The following is a 23240-nucleotide window of genomic DNA, read 5'->3' as shown; positions in this document are numbered from 1 at the left end:
TAAGTTATTAATACATTACTTGAAATTTTACGATATTCCCATTCCTGGGGCATTCATACCTTGATTCAGCAACGCCAGTTTTCCCACTCTCCAATCTCCCCTCTCAAATCAAAAAAATTATGAGTTTTGAGTTAATTATAACTTTTCAGCTAATAACTCAAAACTCACAAGTTTTCAACAAGTAGAGATGCACCCGAAACCTGTTATTTTATAATTATCTCTACCTATAGGCTGATGTGTAGCAAGATTTCGATCATTAGCACACTGGTCAAACACATCACACTTTCGATCCCACTATTAAACACAAAAAACTTCCCGAAGTGGCAAGTTATACTTGTAATGAGTTCCCGAACAAATGTAACTGTCTGCCCGTGCTTTCAACCCCGATAGTTATCAGTCATTACCAATTTTTTAATCGCAAATCGCAAATCGAAAACCGAAAATGGTATTAACTCCCCTAAAGGGAGTGGCTGCCACGTCTTTAATCGACAATTTTTACCCAACCGCGGCGCACGTTGTACAGTAGTCGGTTGATGATGGCATACTCATCTTCATTCAGTGTTCTTTCTAAGAGTGCAGATCTGAGCTGTCTCCGGTCGTGGCGAGTCACGACGCTGGAGAACATGACCTGACCAAATAACTCTTCGAGTGTCATTTGGGATACTGACATGATAAACCTCCTAGTTGATTGAGACAGATAAAATTTTAACAGGCTTGTTGTATTTGTATTATCCACTCTGGGAGTGACTTCAAAGGCGATCGAACACATTGACACGGTGTGATTTTTTGGTTAAAAATCTGTGACCAAGACTTTGATGCCAAGTGACTTGGATCTCTTAAATTTGTGATGCTTGTCACTGAAGTCAGAAGTCAGAGGGAAAAAGGCTATCAAGCGCGATCGCCAAATCTCAGCTTCGCCGATCGCCCTCAAAAACTCTCCATCTCGTCCTCATGGCTTCTCAACATCATTTTCCCCTATGCCAATTTTCCAGCTAATTGAGGCATCGGTCAATAGTCGCCACAACCGACTCGGCCAACTCTTTCAGCGCGTAACCCCCCTCCAAACCAAAAGCTATGCGGCGCGTGAGTTGCAGACAGTATCCGGTGAAAGTACCGAAATCTGACGGCATCAGAGTCATGCTCGCCAGCGGATCGGACGCAGTAGCGTCATAACCAGCGCTGACAATCAACAAATCCGGTTCAAATTTGGACAAAAAAGGCACGACAAGAGATTCAAAGGCGCTCAGGTATTCAGCTATGCCACCGCCCGGATAAAGGGGAATGTTCAGCACGTTGTCGTAAGCACCGCGCTCCTCGGCATCTCCTGTTCCCGGATAGCACGGAGATTGATGCAGGGAACAGTAGGCAATTTGCCGGCAGTTTTCCACCAAAGATTGAGTGCCGTTGCCGTGGTGCACGTCCCAGTCGAGGACAGCGACGCGGTTGATTCCCGGCTGTTCCAAGGCGTAGTGAGCGGCGATCGCAGCATTGGAAAACAAGCAAAAACCCATCGCGCGGGCGTTTTCGGCGTGGTGTCCCGGCGGCCTGGCCAGCACAAAAGCAGGTTCCCCCGCAGCCACCACTCGATCGACCCCATCGAGCCAAGCACTCGCCGCTAGCAGCGCTACATCGTAACTTTCAGCAGAAATCGGCGTATCACCGTCGAGGTAGCCGCCTCCCCGATGAGCCAAATGTTCAACTTCTTTGATGTATCTTTGCGAGTGAACTTTTTTGATAGCCGAGAACAGTTGTTGTTCGCGCTGCGGCACTGGGGTGGGCAGTTGCCACTCAATTTGAGCTGCCCAAGGAGCAGCTTTCAGAGCGTTGACGATCGCCGTTAAACGTTCTGGTCGCTCTGGGTGAAGCATTCCAGTCTTGTGCAGCAAGAAATCTTCGGAGTAGATGACGGGTAGCATCAGCAGATTTTAGAGTTAATATTTTAGATTTTAGATTTTCTGTTTGTTTCAATTCGGCCTTCGGCTGTGTGAAATTAAAATTGCTATCGAGTAACCATTTTAATTTCTTAGAGGAGCGTCAAAAAAACTCACGAAATCATGAAACCCTTCAGCCTAAAAAAACCTTTTTAGCTTTTGCCAACTGCTGACAAAATTACCAACTGACAAATTATCAATTGTGCTTGTTTCGTCCCTTAATTTTTCTGGCAACTTTCCCATAAATTCCAAGGCAAATTGTGATATAATTTCAGGAGTAATTGGCAATATTTGGCAGCTCTACTGAATCCAAACCGATTTTATCGCATTTTTGAGATTTATAGCGGTCAAATTTAAATTTTTAACGGAGTTTTTCAACCTATGAGCACCTCTGAGTCGCGGATAATCCCGACGGATCTGGGTAATGAGATGTCCCGATCGTACTTGGAATACGCCATGAGCGTAATAGTCGGTCGGGCGCTACCAGATGCCAGGGACGGTCTCAAGCCCGTTCACCGACGCATTCTCTACGCCATGAACGAATTGGGCTTGACTCCCGATCGACCTTTCCGCAAATGCGCCCGCGTCGTGGGGGAGGTGCTGGGCAAGTATCACCCGCACGGAGATACAGCGGTTTACGACGCCCTGGTGCGGATGGCTCAGGATTTCTCTATGCGGGAACGCCTGATCAACGGCCACGGCAACTTCGGCTCTGTTGACAACGACCCGCCCGCTGCCATGCGGTACACCGAATGTCGCCTCACAGCTTTGACGAGCGACTCCATGCTGCGCGACATCGACTCCGAAACAGTTGATTTCGGCGACAACTTCGACGGTTCACAGCAAGAACCCCTCGTACTCCCGGCACGCATCCCCCAAATTTTGCTCAACGGTTCCTCCGGGATTGCTGTAGGGATGGCAACCAACATTCCGCCACACAATTTAGGCGAAATAATTGACGGTTTAGTAGCACTAATCCACAATCCAGCAATTACCGACCTGGAATTGATGCAGTACATCCCCGGCCCGGACTTTCCCACCGGAGGGCAAATTCTGGGCAGAAGCGGCATTCGCGATGCTTACACCACCGGTCGCGGTTCGATTACAATGCGCGGAGTCGCCGGCATTGAAACCATTGAACATCCGGGCCGCCCCGACAAAGAAGCAATTATTATCACCGAATTGCCTTACCAAACAAACAAGGCAGCCCTAATTGAGAAAATTGCCGAACTTGTCAACGACAAAAGATTAGATGGAATTTCCGACATTCGCGACGAAAGCGACAGAGACGGAATGCGCATCGTGATCGAACTCAAGCGCGACGCCTATCCCCGCGTCGTCCTCAACAACCTCTACAAACAAACACCACTCCAAGCCAACTTTGGAGCCAATATGTTAGCGCTAGTAAATGGGGAACCCCAATTACTTACGCTCTCCCAATTCCTCAATGTCTTCCTAGACTTCCGCATTGAGACAATTACTCGCCGGACTCAATACGAACTCCGCAAAGCAGAAGAACGCGATCACCTTCTGCAAGGCTTATTAATTGCTTTAGAAAACTTAGATGCAATTATTCACCTAATTCGCGCTGCTGCCGACTCCGCCGCCGCGAAACAAGAATTGATGGATAATTACGGTCTTTCTGAACAGCAATCCGACGCAATTCTGCAAATGCAGCTCCGGCGTTTGACAGCATTAGAAGCGCAAAAAATTCAGCAAGAACACGAAGAACTGCGAGCTAAAATCGAAGATTTGGAAGATATCTTAGCGCGCCGGGAACGCATCTTAGAAATCGCCGAAGTTGAAGCAGTCGAAATCCAAACAAAAATCGCCACTCCTAGACGCAGCGTCATCGAGCACGCCGAAGGAGAAATCGATGAAAGAGATTTAATTGCTAACGAACAAGCAATTATTCTGATCACAGAGCAAGGCTACATCAAGCGGATGCCTGTCAGCACTTTCGAGGCCCAAAGTCGCGCTACTCGCGGCAAAGCAGGGGCGAAAATGAAAGAAGACGACGGAGTAGAACATTTCCTTTCCTGCTGCGATCACGATAGCGTTTTGTTCTTCAGCGACAGAGGTGTAGTTTACTCTGTCAAAGCTTATCAAATCCCCGTCTGTTCGCGGACTGCCCGCGGCACTCCTGTGGTGCAACTGCTGCCGATTCCTATAGAAGAAAAAATCACTTCTATGGTGTCAGTCACAGAATTCACCAGCGAAGAATATTTGGTAATGCTGACTCGCGGCGGCTACATCAAGAAAACCGCACTTTCGGCTTTTGGCAACATCCGCACTAACGGATTAATCGCGATTTCTCTAGAAGAAGGCGACCAACTGCGCTGGGTGCGGAGAGCAAAAGTGGGTGACAGTATCATCATCGGCACGCGCCAAGGCATGGCAATTCATTTCCGCACTAATCACGAACAGTTGCGCCCTGTCGGCCGCGCGACGCGGGGTGTAAAATCGATGAAATTGCGATCGGGCGATGAGTTGATCAGCATGGACATATTGCCCAGTTCAATTGTTGCCGAGATTGCTGAATTGGAAACTGAAGATTCGGAATTCGAGGGAGCTAATATTGCTCAGTTAGAAACTGAAGATTCGGAATTTGAAGTAGCAGAAATTACTGACCTAGAAACTGAAGATGCGGAATTGGAAGATGAAGAATTAGAACTGCAATCCGAGGAAATTGAAGGCGAAGAAGCCGAAGAAATTACCAAAAGTAGCAGCGACGTTCCTTCAGTGTTGGTAATCACCACCAACGGCTATGGCAAGCGGGTTCCCGTTTCTCAATTCCGCCTACAAAGACGGGCGGGCAAGGGATTGACGGCTACTAAATTCAAGTCTAAAAAGGCTAAAGATTACGTAGCTGCGCTGCGAATTGTCAACGAAGATGACGAGTTGATGATCATTACCAACCGAGGTATTATTATCCGTCAGGCTGTGAGTGCAATTTCCACGCAATCACGCACAGCAACAGGCGTGCGGGTGCAGCGGTTGGACGAGGATGATTCGATCGTAGCTGTGGCTTTAGTGCCGCCTGCTGGTGAAGAATCGGCCGAAGAATCGGAATCTGAGGAAGTGGCAGAATAGTCATAGGTTAATAGTTTGTAAGGTACGCGCTGCGTACCTTACTGCTGAATGGTAAAAATGCGATCGTCTATTCCCGGTTTCTGCCTCCAAGACTGGTCAACATTTAATACTAATTATGAAAAAATACCTCTAGGGACACGGCATTGCCGTGTCCTTAATGCGATCGTTGACAATCGATCCGATAATTGCTATAGCATAATAGAATCATAAAGTTAATAGCAAAAGTCTGTAAAAATGCCTTATTTAACCGCAGCAAACGACATCAAAGCACTCATTGCTAAATTTGCCCAAGCTAAAATCCTGTGGGTGGATACAGAAATAGCAGACTATAAATCAAACCCCAGATTATCTCTGATTCAGGTGTTAGCTGACTCCACAGATGCGACGGGAGATGCCACTTTTCTACTAGATGTCTTGGATCAACCAGAATTGGCAAAAGATTTCATCAACCAAATCATGGTCAATCCAGATATTGAAAAAGTTTTGCACAACGCCAGCTATGACATCAGATTTCTGGGCAACGACGACGCTCAAAATGTCACTTGCACATTAAAAATGGCGAGAAAGATTCCCACTTACATTCTGCCATTACCTAATCGACAACTCAAAACTTTAATAGAAACACTTTGTGGCATTGCTTATGTAGATAAAACAGAACAAAGCGGCGATTGGGGCAAGCGTCCCCTGACCGAGAAGCAGCTAGAATATGCCAACATGGACGCGGTTTATTTAGCTGGAGTTCATCGCCGCCTGGTAGATATCCTTGCCCAATGTTACCCCGAACCCGCAACGGAAAACTTGACAGCATTGGGCGAAAAATATCAGGAAATAGAATCTCAGTGGAAGCCGCTAGATTCAGAAATCGCTGAAGTGAAAGAACGCATTAAAGCAGGGATGCTGGCCCAAAGGCTCAAAGACAGTTCTTATTTTGAGCTTTCCAGTTCGATAGCTATGAAAGTAGATTTTCTCACCCTGGCAAGACTGACGCAAACTGAGGAAATTGAGTTGAATTTTCCGGTAACGCTGACGAAAGAAATTCAAAAACAGTTAGGACAACTCGTCACTGATCCATCTTTGGAAGTTGAGGAAATTGCTAGTTGGCGGTTGAATTCTAATGTACAGCAGCGGCGAAAATCTACTAAGAAAGTTGCGCCAGAACCGGAGAGTGAGGATTTAACAGCATTGGGGGAAAGGTACAAAGAAATTTTGCCTGAATGGAAGTTGCGGGATTCTGAAGTTGAGCATCTGAAAGAGCGCATTAAAAAAGCCATGTTGGTGCAAAATCAGGAAAATACTCCCCATTTTAAGTTATCCAGTTCCTCGATTTTGAAGGTGGATTTTGCTAAATTGGCAAAACTTGCGCTATCTGTGGGAGTTGAGTTAGATTTTATGGTGACGCTGACTCAATACATCCAAAACCGGTTAGGGGAAGCGATTAACAAAATTGATGTGCAAATTGAGTATATTACGAGTTGGCGGATGACGGCTAAGACTATGGAAGAGGAAGATGATGATGAAATCCCTTTTTAACTTCTAAAATATTACGTTTCCTCTCATTTTTCTGTGTTATCAGGGGTCTGGGAGCGAGAGAAAGAGGTCTAGAAACAATGCCGAATAAGGGGGTTGCAGCCTGTATACCCTGTTGATAAAAGCGATGTTTATTACAAGTTAAATTCATTAACAATTGTACAGATTCAAAATATTTATCCAAATAATTCACCCACTGTTCTCCATTTTGCGCCAACACCAAAGGTACTCGGTCTGCGGTATTTTTTGCTTTGTTCTTTAGGCGGAACTTCCCCGCTTTGGGCAGGGCTGTTTCCTTCGACCTAGGGGCTGTGCCCCCGTGCCGGCCCTCTTGGTCTGACCTGCCGATCGAATCGTCTAGGTCGGGGGTAGGCACTCTTGTAGTACCAAGAGTGCCTACCCCCGACCTAGACACGATAAATTGGGCATTTCAGCGATCGGGGCAACCACGGGGGGTTTGCCCCTACAAGAGAATGAAACAGCCCTGCCTTCTAGGGACGGCCTCAGTTATTCAGATTTAAGAGAAGCCATATCAATTACAAAGCGATATTTCACATCGGACTTGAGCAGTCTTTCGTAGGCTTCGTTGACCTTCTGGATCGGGATAACTTCGACATCGGCGGTGATATTGTGTTCACCGCAAAAGTCGAGCATCTCTTGGGTTTCGGCGATGCCGCCGATCATAGAGCCAGAAAGACTGCGGCGACCCATAATCAGGCTGAATGCTGCGACCTCCAAGGGCTTTTCAGGCGCACCAACCAGGGTGATGTTACCGTCGAGGCGGAGCAGGTTGAGATAAGCATTAATGTCGTGCTTGGCGGCGACGGTATCGAGGATAAAATCGAAGCTACCAGCGTGCTTTTGCATCTCGTCAGCATTGCGGGAAACAACAACTTCATCGGCACCTAGGCGGAGTGCGTCTTCTTTCTTGTCGGGGGACGTGGTAAAGGCAACGACGTGTGCTCCCATTGCATGAGCAAGCTTCACGCCCATGTGCCCCAATCCGCCCAGACCGACCACACCTACTTTCTTACCCTCTGTGACTCCCCAATGACGGAGTGGCGAATACGTGGTAATGCCTGCACACAGGAGTGGCGCAACTCCAGCCAAATCGAGGTTTGGGGGAACGCGCAGCACGAAGCGTTCATCAACAACAATGCTATCGGAATAGCCACCATAGGTGACTGGAGCAGTCTTGTGCTTGTCTGGGGAGTTGTAGGTTAAGATCGCATTTTGGCAAAACTGCTCAAAGCCAGCCTTGCAGTTGGGACAGTGACCATCCGAATCGACCATACAGCCGACTCCCGCTAGATCGCCGGACTTGAACTTCGTCACGGCTGAACCAACTTGAGTGACCCGTCCGACGATCTCATGACCGGGGACAATGGGATAGTTAGTAGACATGAAGTCGCTCCACTCGTTACGCACCGAATGGACATCGGAGTGACAGATGCCGCAGAAAAGGATTTCGATCTGAACGTCGTGTTCGGTTGGATCGCGCCGTGCGATCGTGTCGGAGGCTAGCGGTGATGTTGCACTTGCTGCGGAATAAGCTTTCGTGTTGTACATGAATTGATGCTCCTATTTGTTTACTTTTGGTGCCTGGTATTGTTCGTCGCTGACCTTTTCCATCCAGTCCACGGTCTTGCCGTCGAGCTGTTCCACAATGGCGATGTGCGTCATAGCCGTGGTTGCCGTGGCACCGTGCCAATGCTTCTGGCGCGGCGCGAACCAGATCGCGTCCCCTGGCCTAATTTGCTCGATCGCACCGTCCCAACGCTGTACGAATCCACAGCCAGCCGTCACGATCGGGGTCTGTCCCAAGGGGTGGGTGTGCCCTGCTGTCCGAGCATCAGGCTCGAACGTGACACTGGCACCAAGTGTGCGTGCTCGATCGTTTGCCTGGAACAGGGGGTCAATGCGGACATTGCGGGTAAAATACTCGTCCAGTCCTTTGGCCGAAGGCTGTGAGCCACTTCGTTTAATGTCCATTTCTTAATTCCTTCACTTGATGCCATTTCGGTGGCTGTCCCAATCGTAGAAATTGAGCACTTATCGCTTCTCTATCAATAGGGATGGATTTTTTAAGAAGCAAGGTTAGCCTTGATGGCATTTTGGTTGTCACTCAGCAGGTTTCTTGCCCAATCAAAACTGAGTTTTCTCTTGTATAAAAATCCAGACGTTTGCAATTCGCCGGAATCGTTTTTCATTGCTTTAGCTTCATTCTAAGAATCCTCAAAGGCAAGCAATAGAACGATCGTCTAAGATTGTTGTACAATCCTGCAAACTTAGAAATGAACGCTGCCAAAACGAGTGAAAAGTCCGCTATGGAGTTAATGAACGACCAGCAGGCAAAGCGCGAGGCAGATAGAGCGCAAGCCCACAGAGACGAACTGACCGAGCGGATTGCACAGGCGATTCGTCATGATGGGACGATCGAGCCGCTCAAAGGATTGCACTTCAACCGCTCCTCCTCACCTTCGGAATGCGTTCATAGTGTCTCTATCCCTGCCTTTTGTGCGATCGCTCAGGGCAGCAAAGAAGTTCTTCTGGGCAACGATCGCTATCAGTACGACCCTTTGCATTATTTGCTGGCTACGGTCGAACTGCCGATCGCCAGCCAAATTCTGGAAGCATCTAAGGCGCTACCGTACCTTAGCCTTCGCCTCGATCTCGACCCCACTCTTGTCGGTTCAGTCATGGTTGAGGCGGGCGATCCCTCACCGCAAAGGGATGCCAATGTCAAAGCGATTGACGTAAGTCCGTTGGATGCAAATCTTTTGGACGCTGTGGTGCGGCTCGTCAGGCTTCTAGATTCCCCTGCTGAAGCTCATGTTCTGGCACCACTGATTAAGCGGGAAATCATTTACCGACTCCTGATGGGGGAGCAAGGTAGTCGGCTGCGTCATATTGCTGTTCTGGGCGGCTCTACCCACCAAATTGCTAGAGCAGTCGATCGACTTCGCAAAGACTTTAACCAGCCGCTTCGGATTGAAAGCATCGCACGAGAGCTTGGAATGAGTGTATCGAGCTTCCACCATCACTTCAAGTCTGTCACTGCCATGAGTCCTTTGCAGTTCCAGAAGCAACTGCGGCTCCAGGAAGCTCGCCGTCTGATGCTGGGGCAAAACCTTGACGCTACCAGTGCTGCCTACCGTGTGGGTTATGACGATTCCTCGCACTTCAACCGAGAGTACAAGCGGCTCTTTGGTATACCACCTATGCGCGATATGGAGCGGCTGCGAGAAGCTGCTAGGCAGACTGCGAGTTCAACATGATCTCCTCAAGATGCCCTAATCAGGCCAGAAATCGCTAAAACATTGTGGAAACAGTTCTGTGTAGCGCACCGTAGGATGAAACAGGAATAGAGTTAAGCGGGTCACAAGTGAGTCGGATATTATTGAATATGCTGTATGTGCAAAAAATACAGGATATAAAGTTTTGCAACTAGGTCTGATGGCAGTAAGTTGGTGCTGCACTTTGGCACAACTTAGGATATGCTGAAAGTAAGTCAATTGAGCAAAAGTGATGACAGTTAAAGTAACAAAACTATGCCAGATCAAGTAAATATCGCAAACAATCAGTATGTTTCTGAACCCAATAAGCATATTGAAGAATACTTAAATTATTATTGTGAGTTATCTCACTCCCCTAAATTTGCTATTTTGCTTAAAGGAAAATGGGGCTCTGGCAAGACATGGTTTATAAATCAGTATATTGAAAAGCTAAAAGCAAAAGAAAAAAAATGTTTATATGTTAGTCTGTATGGAGCCACTAATTATTCAGAAATAGAAGACTTACTCATGCAACAGTTGTACCCTTTTCGTACATCTAAAGGGATGGTAATAGCAGGAAAAGTCTTTAAAGGTTTACTGAAAGGTGCATTAAAAATTGATTTAAATAATGATGGTAAAGATGATATGAGGTGGAATTTTTCTATACCCGATATAAACATCCCTCAAAAGTTTGAGGATTCTAGTTTCAGCCTCTTAATATTCGATGATTTAGAACGTTGTAGTATAAACATTGAAAATATATTGGGATATATTAATAGTTTTGTAGAGTCGCAATACTTAAAGGTAGTCATAATTGCAAATGAAGAGGAAATAAGCACTGAACCAGAGAAATACAAAAAAATTAAGGAAAAATTAATTGGGAAGAGTTTTGAAATTTCCCCAGATTTCTCAGGAGCATTAAATGAAGTTCTTAATCAAGTACATACTCAACAAGCCAAAGATTTTTTATCAAAAAATCTTGACTTTATTCAAGACTTGTACAGACAAGCAGAGTGTATGAATTTAAGAATATTGAACCAAATAAGTTTGGATTTTGAGAGATTTTTTAAAGAATTACCAGAAAAGGCTCGGAATAAAGCGGAATTAATAAAAGACCTATTAGAACTATTAATAATTTTTTCCATTGAAATTTCTTGTGGAAGGCTTGAGCCAAAAGATATTAGCCAAATCGACCAAAAATTAGGTGAAGAATTAGTGTTGGCAAGAAGAGCTGCCAAAGATACTGATTCAAAAGAAAATCAGGCTAATACTGAAGATAAAAAATCTTTTATGGGTATATTTAAAAAGTATGAAAATATTTATAATATGAATTATTCCAGTGTATTTTCGCCTTTTTTCAGAGCGTTTCCTAACTTATCAGTGTGGGGGCTTTTTTTTGACAAAGGCATTATCCATAAAGAGGCTGTAGAAAAATCACTGCTAACTAGCAAATATTTTAAAGATGAAAATTCCCCCAATTGGATTAAACTTTTGCACTATGAACAACTTAGTGATGATGAATTTGAAAAATTAATTGAGCTTGTTAATTTAGAGTATCAGAAAAGAGATTATGATGATATTAACATAATTAAGCATATTACAGGTTTATTTTTAAAATTTTCCGAGGTGGGCTTATACCCCAAAACTAAGGAGAATATTCTGGACGATGCCAAACTTTATATTAATGAGTTGAGAAATAATAATAAGCTAGATTTTCACTTCCCTGAAGATTTACGACAAGCTTATGGTTTTGCTTTTCCATCCAACTCTTTAGAGTTTGAAGAATTTTGTGAATATATCAAGCAGTCAAAAAATGAAGTAAAGATTAATAAGGCACCCGATGCTGCTAGAGATTTGCTGAGGATTATGCAAACTGATACTGATAAATTTTCTTCCATGATAGGTAATAAGTTAAACTATATAAAAAATATGTTTAAATTGAACGAGAGTTACTTTGATTTTCCTATTTTTAATTATATGTCACCGAAGGAATTTGTCGAAACAATCTTGAAGTTAGAAAACACTGAAAGAGATTATGTCTTTTACTCACTTCAACAACGATATGCTATTCAGAATCATGACTTGAATCAAGAAATAAATTTTTTGATAGAAGTTCAAAAAATATTATTACAAGAAGTCGAGCAAAGACAAGGCAAGTTAATGGGTTATTTATTAAAGCAGGCTAACCAATTTTATTTAGAACCCATTATAGTGGGACTTAAACAAAATAGAGCTTAAAAATAGGTTCTATAAGGATTTAACCAAGGTGGGCAAAAGCCCACCCTAATTCCTACTTCCCTACCGTGAAATACTCATTCTTAGCATACACGCTAATAATGCAGTCGCCCACTTCAAAAAACATCCCCTCTTGCTCATCTTTAGAAAATTGCAAGTTGCCGTATTTAGAATTAATTTCCTCAGCAGTCGCCGCTTTTGCCTCCATTTCATCCGGGATAAGTCCGGTAGAACCGATATAGAAAACCAGCGGTGACACTTTTTCCCTGTACACTTTTTCAGCATAAGCTTCCAGTCGCTCGTTCGCATTAGCTAAAGCAGCGACAAACTCCTCTCGCTTGACATCTTCTTCCTGCCATTTCGCTTGCAAAAGGCGCAGCAAACTATCTGCACCAACTTTTGATAAAATAGCGGTGACAGTGCCGTTATTCTCCAACCCCAAAAACTCATCGAAAATCAGTTTCATCAAGTCGTCAACTTTGGTGATTTTTGTTCGAGATGACAGCGTTTTGTGTGCGAAGACAACAGGCTCATCTAAGGTGAAGTCAAATGTCGGTTTTGCTAGCTTTTCGCCCGTGTTTTTGTGGTAAACTTCATAAAGGCGATCGAGAAATTTGTTGGCAGAGTGCAATTTGCCGAAGTTGAGGATGTTTTTGCTGCCGATGTCGATTTTGTAGCTGACTCGCGAATCTACTGAACCGTTGGCGATCGCACTTTTTAAATCTGTGTATTCCGTCGTCGTCGGAAAATTGATGTAAAGGCTTTTTGACAGATAATGCTGTTTCAATTCTTCCAATTGTTCCGCAGTGTACGCCTCGGATTCCTCCTTCAAATGAGCCGAGAGAATGCTAGAGAGAATTTTGATTTCTGCGAGTTCCTCAAACACTCCGTCAAGGCTGCCGTAACGCCCGTCAAAAGGCACGAGGGGCAAATCCTCTAACTTAATATCGTACTCTGAACGGAAGTCAAATTCTTGCACCGGCGAACCGTCTTTTTCAAGGACACCGCATTTTTTGAGCAAATCAAACACTGGTTTGCTGCTGATTTTGGTTCGCAGCGACTTGATATTAACTTCGCCGTCGCTGACAATAGTATAATTGTTGAAAGTATTGAGGTCTGTAACTAGAATTCCCGCCACTTCTGCGATTAAAGTTTCATCCTCAACTTTTACCAGCTTAGCTTTGCGGGTAATCAGCATATTGATGGTAGCGGTATTTTGATTGATGGCAAATGAACCCATTTGCACGTATTCGCCACCATCTAAGAATTCAGTTTTCAGCCAAGGCTTGACAAGATTGCCGTTTTCGTCTCGCTTTCCTTCAATTCGCTTCAAACCTTTTCGCTGATAATTTTCTTGCAAGTGTTTCAAGTTGATGATGATGCTGTTGCTGTTTTCCTCCAATATCTCGATCAACTCCAGCAGGGAAATTTTATCGCTGACTTTTACCCGATCGCCAATTTCATGATTTTTCAAAACATCAGGCGCAAAAACAGCCTGTTCCAAATCTTCCGTAAACTCAGCTATTTGGGCATTTGTCAAAGCTTTAGCGTGTTTTTCCGTCAAAGTAGCGTCGAAGGTGCTCGCCAGCGCATACTTAGCCGTATTTAAATTGCCGTCAGCGAGGTTAGCTTTCGCAAAAGCAAACACCGACTCATCAGTTTGAGCAACGGGAACATCTAGTTTGTCATACTCATCTTTGGCGATTTTCTGATATTTGTAAAACAGTCCCCGATCCTCTGCTTTCAGCCCGCAGATTTTCAGCGTACTCGCTGAACCGTTGATTTTCTTGCCACTTTGGGAAACAAAAACTTGATAATCGTATTCCTTAATTAACGGTTCTTCCAGCGGAGGTGCAACGGAACTGCCTAAAAGTTTTGTGCTGTCGTAAAGAGCATCATAAACCATTTTGACTTCGCCAGCGCGGATGCAATTTCCCGATAATGTGTTGGCGATTTTGGAGAGAAGTTTGAAGTCAGCAGAGGCATAGGATATCGTGTTGGCAAACACATCCATGTCTTTGAGTTCTTCGCAAATTTCCCCTAGTTTTGCAGATTCCGAATTGGCACTTGGGTCATTTGCATAGCCGTCTGTGTGCAAATTGATCGCTGTCATTTCTCCCGCTTTAACCAGAGATTTAGCGAGTTGCATCGACTGCGATATGCAGGTAGCTCCAGCCGTGTGGATTTTTTGAATTTCTTTGATGTATTGAGAGTCAAACTTTAGCACTTCTTGAATGGGAATTCGCTGGAAATGACAAATTACGTCCCCATTGCTAGCATAGGAAATCAGGCTGACAATTAGCTGGTAATTGTTGTATTCGTCTAAGGTCAAAAGCTTGATTAGGGTTTCTTTCAGGGGGTCTAAGGCAGAATACATTGAGCCCGAACGGTCGATGATGATGATGCTGTGAGCGACGGATTTTTCTGGGATATCGCCGGGTGTTCTTTCTAAATTAATGCGATCGACTAGATAGAAAGCCTTTGCGCTTCCGGCAAAATTGTAGAGTGTAAATTTGGTGCGAGTATTCGAGGCTGCTTGGCTGCTGGAACTTTTGACTTGAGACGATTGTTTTGCTTGCCGTGCCATAGTTTTCACCTATGTTGATTTATTCCTCAACGTCATCATTACACGCGCTTCTGTGGATGTCAAGGCCTGTCGAGAAAATTATCTGGGAAGCTGAATAAGCATTAATATTTAGCGCTGCGCTGTAAGGGAAAACTGCGGCGGTAGGGTAAATGTGGGCTTTTTTGGCAAAAGTAGTGGATCTGCGTAAATATTTAGTAAATATTTAGTCAATCATGCTTTATTTAGAAAATCCGCTGCTCAAACTTTATCTAAATCTTATCGGATGGGTGGCGTTTGGATTCATTCTCGGCCGCCTGCTACCGAGAAGCTATTCTACATATTTAGCCAAGTTTCTTTTCTTTTTTGGCACGCCATTGAGTATTGTTGCTTTTATCCGCCGCGCCAATTTGTCGGGCGCTATTTGGATGGCGCCGCTGATAGCTTGGGCGGCAATTATAGCAGGTGGAGGACTCGCTTGGATTTTGATAAATTTCGGTGTCGGCGAGGAAGGTTTCAAGACTCTTAATCCGATCGCCCAAAATAGCCCGCAACACACCAGCGCTTGGAGTTTGCCCACTCAAGGCAGCTTCTTATTGGCAACGATGGTGGGTAATACGGGTTTTTTAGGCATTCCCGTCACCTTGTCCTTATTAGGCTCGGCACACTTTGCCTGGGCGTTGTTTTACGACTTGCTAGGCACTACCATGGGAATCAATATAGTGGGAGTTGCTATTGCTTCTCACTGCGGTAAAAGCGATCGCCGTCAGAGTTGGTTAAGTCCCCTGCGGGCAATTTTTCAGAATCCCGCACTGTGGGCTTTTGGTGTAGGATTTGTCTCGCGCAGCTTGCCGCTGTCGGCACCTATCGAAGAATTGTTAACAACAGCCGCTTGGACTGTCATTACTTTAGCTTTAATTACGATCGGGATGCAGTTGAGCAAGTTGAATTCCTTGCACAACCTCAAACCAGTTTTGGCTTGTCTGGCGATTAAAATGTTGTTAATTCCCTTGGTAATTGGCACGGGATTAACGTTTTTTGGCATCGCGGGCGCGCCGCGACTTGTGCTAGTGTTGCAAATGGCAATGCCTCCTGCTTTTGGTACTACATTGCTGGCAGAAGCTTTCAATCTCGATCGCGAATTAGCCGTAACTGCGATCGGCCTCGGCTGCGTTAGTTTATTATTCACTATTCCAATATGGATGAGGCTATTTGATTTTTAATAAAAATAGGAATTGCTCAGTTTTTAAACTGCCTTACTTCAGTGATCCCCATCACAAATATTGAGCGATATATCTCATCTTGATTTAAAATAAAAATCACGGGACTTAAAAACTGTATTGGCTTCTGCGAATGTGGAAATAGCCCGCTGAGGACGGGAAGAATAAAAGTATGGCAAGTATAAATTTTACATTGACAGGTTATCAAATTCTCGATCGCATTTACTCAGGAACTCGCACCCGGGTTTATCGAGCTTTCCGCACTGGCGACAAACAGCCCGTCGCCATCAAAGTCTTGCGGAACCAGTATCCCAGCTTCAGCGAACTGGTGCAATTTCGCAATCAGTACACGATCGCCAAAAACCTCCACTTGCCCGGAATCATCGAAACCTACAGCTTGGAAACCTACCAAAACAGCTATGCGTTGGTAATGGAAGACTTTGGGGGAATTTCTCTGAAGGAATGGAGGGAACAACGAGAAACGGGGTTGACTCTGATCGAGTTTTTGCAAGTGGCGATCGACCTGAGCAATATATTAGATATACTCTACCGCCACCGGATAATTCACAAAGACATTAAACCCGCCAATATTTTAATTCATCCCCCAACAAAACAAGTTAAACTTATTGACTTTAGCATAGCATCTTTGCTACCAAGGGAAACTCAAACCCTGATCAATCCTAACCTGCTGGAAGGAACACTCGGCTATTCGTCTCCCGAACAAACTGGAAGGATGAATCGCGGCATAGACTACCGGAGTGACTTTTACTCTTTGGGCGTGACTTTTTACGAATTGCTGGCGGGACGATTGCCGTTTCAATCCAACGATGTGATGGAATTAGTACACTGTCATATTGCGAAGCAACCACCATCACTGCATCAAATCAATCCTGAAATCCCGCCTGTACTCTCGGAGATTGTCAGCAAATTAATGGGGAAAAATGCCGAAGACCGCTATCAGAGTGCGTTAGGGCTGAAATTCGATTTAGAATGTTGTTTGGAGCAACTTGAAGAAAACGGTAGGATAAAGAGTTTTGCGATCGCGCAGAGGGATGTTGGCGATCGATTCATTATACCAGAAAAACTCTATGGCCGCGAAACTGAAGTAGAAACCCTACTCGAAGCCTTTGATCGCGTCAGTAGTGGCACAACTGAAATGATGCTAGTAGCTGGTTTTTCTGGGATTGGGAAAACTGCAATTGTAAATGAAGTTCAAAAACCAATTGTCCGCCAGCGCGGCTATTTTATCAAAGGTAAGTTTGACCAATTTAACCACAACATTCCTTTCTCAGCTTTTGTGCAAGCATTTCGAGACTTAATGGGACAATTGTTGAGCGAAAGTGACGAAAGGTTGGAAAACTGGCAAACTCAAATATTCCAAGCACTGGGCGATAACGGTCAAGTCATTATTGAAGTAATTCCCGAACTCGAAAGAATTATTGGGAAACAACCACCCGCACTGGAATTATCAGGAACTGCGGCACAAAATCGGTTTAATTTGCTTTTTCAAAACTTTATTAAGGTGTTCACAAAACCAGAACATCCCCTGGTGATGTTTTTGGATGATTTACAGTGGGCAGATTCCGCCTCACTGCGGTTAATGCAACTGCTGGTTACCGAGTCGGAAACCGGCTATTTATTAGTAATTGGTGCCTACCGAGATAATGAAGTATTGGCAGCACATCCGTTGATTCTGACATTGGATGCAGTGGTCAAAGGTGGGGCAACGGTGAATACTATTACCCTGGAACCGTTGAGTTCAACAAGTCTAAATCATTTGGTTGCTGATACGCTCAATTGCGATCCATCTTGGGCAAGACCGTTGGCGGAGTTGGTGGCACAAAAAACCCAGGGAAATCCCTTTTTTGCAACCCAGTTTCTCAAAGCACTGCATCAGGATGGGCTGATTGAGTTTGACCGGCTTGCTGGTTACTGGCAGTGCGATATTGTTCGAGTTCGGGAGGCAGCGCTGACGGATGATGTGGTCGAGTTTATGGCGTTGCAGTTGCAAAAATTGCCGCCCGCGACTCAGAATGTGTTGAAGTTGGCTGCTTGTGTTGGGAATCGCTTTGATTTGGGGACTTTGGCAGTTGTTTCCGAGCAATTGGAAACGGAAACGGCGGCGGATTTGTGGAAGGCATTGCAAGAGGGGCTAATCCTGCCTGAAAGTGAAATCTATAAGTTTTATATGGGGCGAGAAAGACGGGAGGAACCCGAAAATTCGGAGGTGGTGAATTACAAATTTTTGCACGATCGCGTTCAGCAAGCTGCCTATTCTTTAATTCCCGAACAAGAGCGATCGCGTGCTCACTATCAGATTGGACAATTGCTGATCCAGCAAATTTCACCCGCAGCTATAGAAGAGCAAATTTTTTCAGTTGTCAATCAGTTGAATTATGGTATTGCGCTGATTGAAGACCAAACACAACGTGATGATTTGGCACAACTCAACCTGACGGCTTGCCGCAAAGCCAGAGCCGCTACTGCTTATCAAGCTGCTCGCGAGTATGCTGCGATCGGGCTAAATTTGCTTGGAGAGAGCGCTTGGCAACGACAGTACGAGATGACCTTGAAATTGCACGAAATAGCCGCCGAAGTGGCTTCACTCTGTGGCGAATTTGACCAGATGAATCAGTGGATTGACACTGTGATTCATCATACCAGAACTCCCCTTGAGCGAGTGAGCGTTTACATCGTCCAAATTCAGGCATTATCGTCTCAGAACAAGTTTTTAGAAGGAATTGCTATGGGTTTGTTGAGTCTCAAAGAATTAGGAGTAGAATTGCCCGATAGCCCTACATCAGAAGATATTCAGCAAGCAGTGCAGGAAATTAATAGCTCGATCGGCGATCGACCTATTGAAGAGTTATTCGATCTGCCAGCGATGGTGGATGCCCAAAAACTGGCCACGATGCAAGTGGCGGCAAGTATTGCGACAGCTTGTTATCTGGCTGGTTCGCCTTTGTTTGCGCTGGTGACTGCCTTACAGGTAAATTTATCTATCCAATATGGCAACAGTCGTACTTCAGCTTATAGCTATAGCTGCTATGGAATGTTTCTCAACAACTTTCTACAAGAGGTGACGGTAGCCGATCAATTTTGCCGATTAGCTTATCGTCTTGGCAGTAGCGTGGAGGCCAAAAATATTCGCTCTGCAACTTTTGCTGCGATCGGACTCTGTTTGTACCATCGCAAATCGCATTTGCGGGAAACCCTCCCCATTTTTCAGGCAGGCTATCAAGCCGCATTAGAAACAGGAAATTTAGAGTTTGTCGGGTTTAATGGGCATGGATTTTGTCTGCATTCCTACTGGTGCGGTCAACCTTTGGCAGAACTCGATCCCCAAATTCGGGCATACCGTCAGCAATTACTCGACCTCAACCAACTAACGACGGCAAATTATTGTTCGATTTATTGGGAAACAACGCTGTTTTTATTGGGTAATCCAAACAATTTTGAGATTTCCTTTGAAGAGGAACGCTATGAGGAGAAGCTGCTTTCTCAGTCGCTTGCCACTAACGATTTGTACCGACTCTGCAGCTTCTATCTGTACAGGGGGACCTTGAGATTCCTGCTGGGAGACATTGCTCGGGCCTCCGTAGATGTCGATCGAGCAAGACAGTATATAGCGGGAAGCGTAGGAATTACTTCCGAAGCTGGTTTATATTTCTATGACTCACTCATAGCCCTTGCCACTCCTGAGTCCGAGACGGAGTTAGAAACTTCGTTGCAACGAGTTCAGGAAAATCAAACTTCGTTGCAGCATTGGGCAGAACACGCCCCCATGAATTATTTGCATAAGTGGCAGTTGGTAGAAGCAGAGAAATACCGAGTTGCCAGACAGAGGGCAGAAGCTATTGAAATGTACGATCGCGCGATCGTCGGAGCGAAAGAAAACGAATACATCCAAGAAGAAGCTCTCGCTAACGAACTAGCAGCTAAATTTTACCTCGACTGGGGCAAAGAAAAAGTGGCGCAAGCTTATATGCAAGAAGCCTACTACTGTTATGCTCGCTGGGGTGCGAAAGCCAAAATTGATGACTTAGAAAAACGCTATCCCCAACTTCTTGCTCCCATATTGCAGGCAATAGAAAATCGTTTTGTAATCCGCGAAACCCGCCTCCACCCAATCAATAAATCGTCAATTTTACCTCAAAGATTTCAAACAATTATATCGAGCAGCAACAGTATTTACGAAACCCTCGATTTCGCGGCTATTCTCAAAGCCTCCCAAACTCTATCAAGTGAAATTAAATTAGAAAAATTGCTGGCTGGACTAATGTCTGTGGTGATGGAAAATGCCGGGGCAAAAAAAGCAGTTCTGCTGTTGCTTAAGGATGGGAATCTCGCGATCGAAGCTGTAGCCTCCTTCAATCAAGATGTCATCTCAATATCTGTACCACTGTCAGCCCGCGACGAGTTTCCCTCTGCTGTGGTCAACTATGTTAAGCGGACTTGGAAAACTGTGGTTTTCGATAATGCAGCAGTACAAAACGATTTTATTGCCGATGAGTATTTGATGGATAAAAAGCCCAAAAGTGTGCTGTGTGCGCCAATTTTAAATCAGGGTAAATTAATCGGGTTGCTATATCTAGAAAATAACTTGACAATTGGTGCATTTACAGAAGATCGCACTGAAATCATCCAACTTTTGTGCGCCCAAGCGGCTATCTCTATAGAAAATGCTCGATTGTACCAGCAATCTCAAGCTTATGCAGAAGAATTAGAGCGATCGCTCCTTGATTTGCAGCAAGCACAGTTACAGATCGTGCAAAGCGAAAAAATGTCAGCATTGGGCAATCTCGTCACAGGAATAGCCCACGAAATCAATAATCCTGTTGGCTTTATTAGCGGCAATATTGAGGAAGCAACCACCACGCTCAAAGATGTAATTTCCCACTTAAAATTATATCAAGAAAAACTGCCAAATCCCGGCGAGGAAATCGAAGAAGATGCGGAGGATATTGATTTAGAGTATGCGTTAGAAGATTTGCCAAAGATGCTGTTGTCGATGAAAGTGGGATGCGATCGCATTCGCGGCATTAGCACCAGCCTCCGCACCTTCTCCAGGGCCGATAAAGACTACAAAGTTCCCTTTAACATCCATGAGGGCATTGACAGCACCATCTTAATTTTGAAACATCGGCTGAAAGCCAACGAACACCATCCTGCGATCGAAGTCGTCACAGACTACGGCAATCTCCCCCCAATCGAATGCTTTCCGGGTCAACTGAACCAAGTCTTTATGAACCTGCTTGCTAACGCGATCGATGCCCTAGAAGAATCAAACCAAGGACGCAGTTTCCAGGCTCTTAAAGCAAATCCATACTGTATCACAGTTCGTACCAGTCAGTCGGATGATCGACACATCCAAATTCAGATTGCCGATAACGGTGCGGGCATGACAGAATCCGTAAAAAAACGGATTTTTGACCATTTGTTCACAACAAAGGCAGTAGGAAAAGGCACCGGGTTAGGATTGGCTATCGCCCGCCAGATTGTAGTCGAAACCCACGGCGGAACCATTAATGTGAATTCAACTTTGGGGGGAGGGAGTGAATTTGAGTTAGTGTTACCTATTCGCGAATAAAAGTTGACTGTTGACTGTTGAAGGAGAGGTCAAAAAAATGAAAATTGCGCGAATTATTTGTTGGCATCGGGATTCGACTTTACGCCCGACGAATGAAGCAAGGATTTGATATCATTCCGGCCTGACTGCCGGAATTGATTGCAACACGGGCTTACAGTTCCATTCTTGTTTCAAAGTGGTATCAGAAGTAAAAAAATGAGGAGGAGGAAGAAGGAAAAAGGCTATTCATTTTTCCTTCTTCCTCCTTTTGTTTGTCGAGTTTGAGTTCCTTGAGTCCGAGCGACTAATTTCTATTTGAAAAAATCCCGAATAACTCAATTAGATTGCCGATCGGGCATTATACCAGCCCCGATCGCAACTGCGGACACGGGCAAAACTTTCAGCGCCCCTGCGCCAGATTGCCAAAATCTCAATTATGCTAACCTAGGCAAGCAGCAATCCCTTGTCACGAAGGCGATTAACATAATTTCAAACAATTTATTTTATTGAGGACCGGTGTATCCCGTATGGCAAACCTGATCGGCACAGACAGCAACGACTTTATTCTAGGAACTCCGCTGGGCGATCGAATTCGCGGCTTAGATGGCGATGACACGCCCCTGGGTGCCGGAGGAGATGACACCCTAGAGGGCGACGGTGGCAACGACCAGCTTCTTGGAGGTGACGGCTCAGATTCGTTGCTTGGCAGTGAAGGAAATGACGAACTTATTGGCAACCAAGGCCGCGATTTTGCTTCCGGCGGGAACGGCGACGACTCGATTCGTGGCGGTTTGGGCAACGACATCCTCGAAGGCAACGACGGGATAGACAGCGTGGTGGGAGACGCTGGGGACGACTTAGTTTTTGGCAACGGAGGCTTTGATGTGATTGCCGGCGGTACTGGCAACGACACCCTCACAGGGGATGACGGCGACGATTCCGTGTTTGGGAATGCTGATGATGACTTTCTCTACGGGAATGCGGGGAACGATTCTCTCAACGGCGGTAGTGGCAGGGATCAACTGTTGGGCGGTGAGGGCAACGATTACTTAAGTGCCAGCGACGGCGACGACACTTTGTACGGCAATGCCGCCAACGATTCGCTCTTCGGAGATGCTGGTAATGACCAGATATTCGGTGGCAAGGCTGACGATACAGTTTTTGGCGGCACCGGTTCCGATACCCTTCGCGGCGATGAAGCCGACGACTCGGTACTGGGAGATGAAGGTAATGACTTCTTGTTTGGCGGCAAAGGTAATGATGGTATCGACGGCGGTTTAGGCGATGACTCCTTGGCAGGAGGTATCGGCGACGATACCATTTTGGGCAGTTTCGGCAATGACAATTTATTTGGAGCAGAGGGTAATGATTCTCTGATCGGAGGTGAGGGTTCGGATACTCTGACTGGCGGCAGCGGCAGCGATGTTTTTGGATTGGGAGCCGGACCTGGGAGTCTGGCTTTAATTACTGATTACAATGACACAGAGGATTTCTTTGGACTGCCGAGCAATTTATCTTTCGCTCAACTGCAAGTTCGGCAAGGTAACGGTGCCAATGTCAGGGATACAGTAATTACGACGCTCGACGGCAAGCTTTTAGCAATTTTGATCGACACTCCGGCGGCGCTGATCGAGGCGAATGATTTTATCGCTGTGACTGGGACGGTTACTACCCGGCCAACCACCATTACCACTACAACTACAACTACAGTTACAAGCACAAATACAGATCCAACTCAACCTGCAACTGCAACTACAGAGTCAAGTTCAACTGCAACTACAGAGTCAAGTTCAACTACAGATTCAATTCCAACTCTTCCTCCTACTC

14 protein-coding genes are annotated in these 23240 nt (G+C 45.3%); 8 read left to right on the top strand and 6 right to left on the bottom strand.

Annotated elements, in window-relative coordinates; all coding sequences use genetic code 11:
* Positions 1 to 481 precede the first annotated feature (481 nt).
* The gene (locus tag QUA42_RS14485; RefSeq protein ID WP_015175516.1) at positions 482 to 670 is read right to left on the bottom strand and encodes a hypothetical protein; all 189 of its coding nucleotides are present in this window, start codon (positions 668 to 670) and stop codon (positions 482 to 484) included.
* Positions 671 to 847: 177 nt separating this feature from the next.
* Here QUA42_RS14485 and QUA42_RS14480 point away from each other — a divergent pair, with 177 nt between their 5' ends.
* Positions 848 to 1000: a hypothetical protein gene (locus QUA42_RS14480; RefSeq protein WP_333137880.1), complete on the top strand. Its 153-nt coding sequence runs from the start codon at positions 848 to 850 to the stop codon at positions 998 to 1000.
* Here the strand turns inward: QUA42_RS14480 and QUA42_RS14475 are convergent.
* Positions 993 to 1916, bottom strand: coding sequence for a histone deacetylase (locus tag QUA42_RS14475; RefSeq protein ID WP_333137879.1), 924 nt, complete (start codon positions 1914 to 1916; stop codon positions 993 to 995). The genes QUA42_RS14480 and QUA42_RS14475 overlap by 8 nt on opposite strands.
* A gap of 396 nt (positions 1917 to 2312) precedes the next feature.
* Here QUA42_RS14475 and gyrA point away from each other — a divergent pair, with 396 nt between their 5' ends.
* Entirely contained in the window at positions 2313 to 5024 is a 2712-nt protein-coding gene (gyrA, locus tag QUA42_RS14470; RefSeq protein WP_333072005.1) for a DNA gyrase subunit A, read from the top strand.
* Positions 5025 to 5258: 234 nt separating this feature from the next.
* Positions 5259 to 6554, top strand: a complete 1296-nt coding sequence (locus QUA42_RS14465) for a ribonuclease D (RefSeq protein ID WP_333137878.1) — start codon at positions 5259 to 5261, stop codon at positions 6552 to 6554.
* A gap of 504 nt (positions 6555 to 7058) precedes the next feature.
* Here QUA42_RS14465 and QUA42_RS14460 read toward each other — a convergent pair.
* The 3 genes from QUA42_RS14460 to QUA42_RS14450 all read right to left on the bottom strand — a co-directional run bounded on the left by QUA42_RS14460 (position 7059) and on the right by QUA42_RS14450 (position 8761).
* Positions 7059 to 8120: an NAD(P)-dependent alcohol dehydrogenase gene (locus QUA42_RS14460; RefSeq protein ID WP_333137877.1), complete on the bottom strand. Its 1062-nt coding sequence runs from the start codon at positions 8118 to 8120 to the stop codon at positions 7059 to 7061.
* Between the two features lie 12 nt (positions 8121 to 8132).
* Complete coding sequence (locus QUA42_RS14455; protein ID WP_333137876.1) at positions 8133 to 8543, bottom strand: (R)-mandelonitrile lyase; 411 nt, start codon at positions 8541 to 8543, stop codon at positions 8133 to 8135.
* A 92-nt stretch (positions 8544 to 8635) separates the two neighbouring features.
* Positions 8636 to 8761 carry a hypothetical protein gene (locus QUA42_RS14450; RefSeq protein ID WP_333137875.1) on the bottom strand — a complete coding sequence of 42 codons (126 nt, stop codon included), beginning with the start codon at positions 8759 to 8761 and terminating at the stop codon, positions 8636 to 8638.
* Positions 8762 to 8845: 84 nt separating this feature from the next.
* Between QUA42_RS14450 and QUA42_RS14445 the strand changes: the two genes are divergently transcribed.
* Together QUA42_RS14445 and QUA42_RS14440 are read left to right on the top strand one after the other, a co-directional pair.
* Positions 8846 to 9829, top strand: a complete 984-nt coding sequence (locus QUA42_RS14445; RefSeq protein ID WP_333137874.1) for an AraC family transcriptional regulator — start codon at positions 8846 to 8848, stop codon at positions 9827 to 9829.
* Positions 9830 to 10102: 273 nt separating this feature from the next.
* Positions 10103 to 12064: a P-loop NTPase fold protein gene (locus QUA42_RS14440; RefSeq protein WP_333137873.1), complete on the top strand. Its 1962-nt coding sequence runs from the start codon at positions 10103 to 10105 to the stop codon at positions 12062 to 12064.
* Positions 12065 to 12116: 52 nt separating this feature from the next.
* Here the strand turns inward: QUA42_RS14440 and QUA42_RS14435 are convergent, their stop codons facing one another.
* Positions 12117 to 14648: a VWA domain-containing protein gene (locus QUA42_RS14435; protein WP_333137872.1), complete on the bottom strand. Its 2532-nt coding sequence runs from the start codon at positions 14646 to 14648 to the stop codon at positions 12117 to 12119.
* 212 nt (positions 14649 to 14860) lie between these two features.
* Here QUA42_RS14435 and QUA42_RS14430 point away from each other — a divergent pair, with 212 nt between their 5' ends.
* From QUA42_RS14430 to QUA42_RS14420, 3 genes are all read left to right on the top strand, one after another.
* Positions 14861 to 15847, top strand: a complete 987-nt coding sequence (locus QUA42_RS14430) for an AEC family transporter (RefSeq protein ID WP_333137871.1) — start codon at positions 14861 to 14863, stop codon at positions 15845 to 15847.
* Positions 15848 to 16016: 169 nt separating this feature from the next.
* Positions 16017 to 21434, top strand: coding sequence for an AAA family ATPase (locus QUA42_RS14425; protein WP_333137870.1), 5418 nt, complete (start codon positions 16017 to 16019; stop codon positions 21432 to 21434).
* 506 nt (positions 21435 to 21940) lie between these two features.
* A partial coding sequence (locus tag QUA42_RS14420) for a calcium-binding protein (RefSeq protein WP_333137869.1) occupies positions 21941 to 23240 on the top strand: 1300 nt, incomplete at its 3' end.

This window comes from Microcoleus sp. Pol11C2 (assembly GCF_036701505.1).
Taxonomy (GTDB): Bacteria; Cyanobacteriota; Cyanobacteriia; order Cyanobacteriales; family Microcoleaceae; genus Microcoleus.
This window is presented reverse-complemented; position numbering and strand designations above follow the sequence as displayed.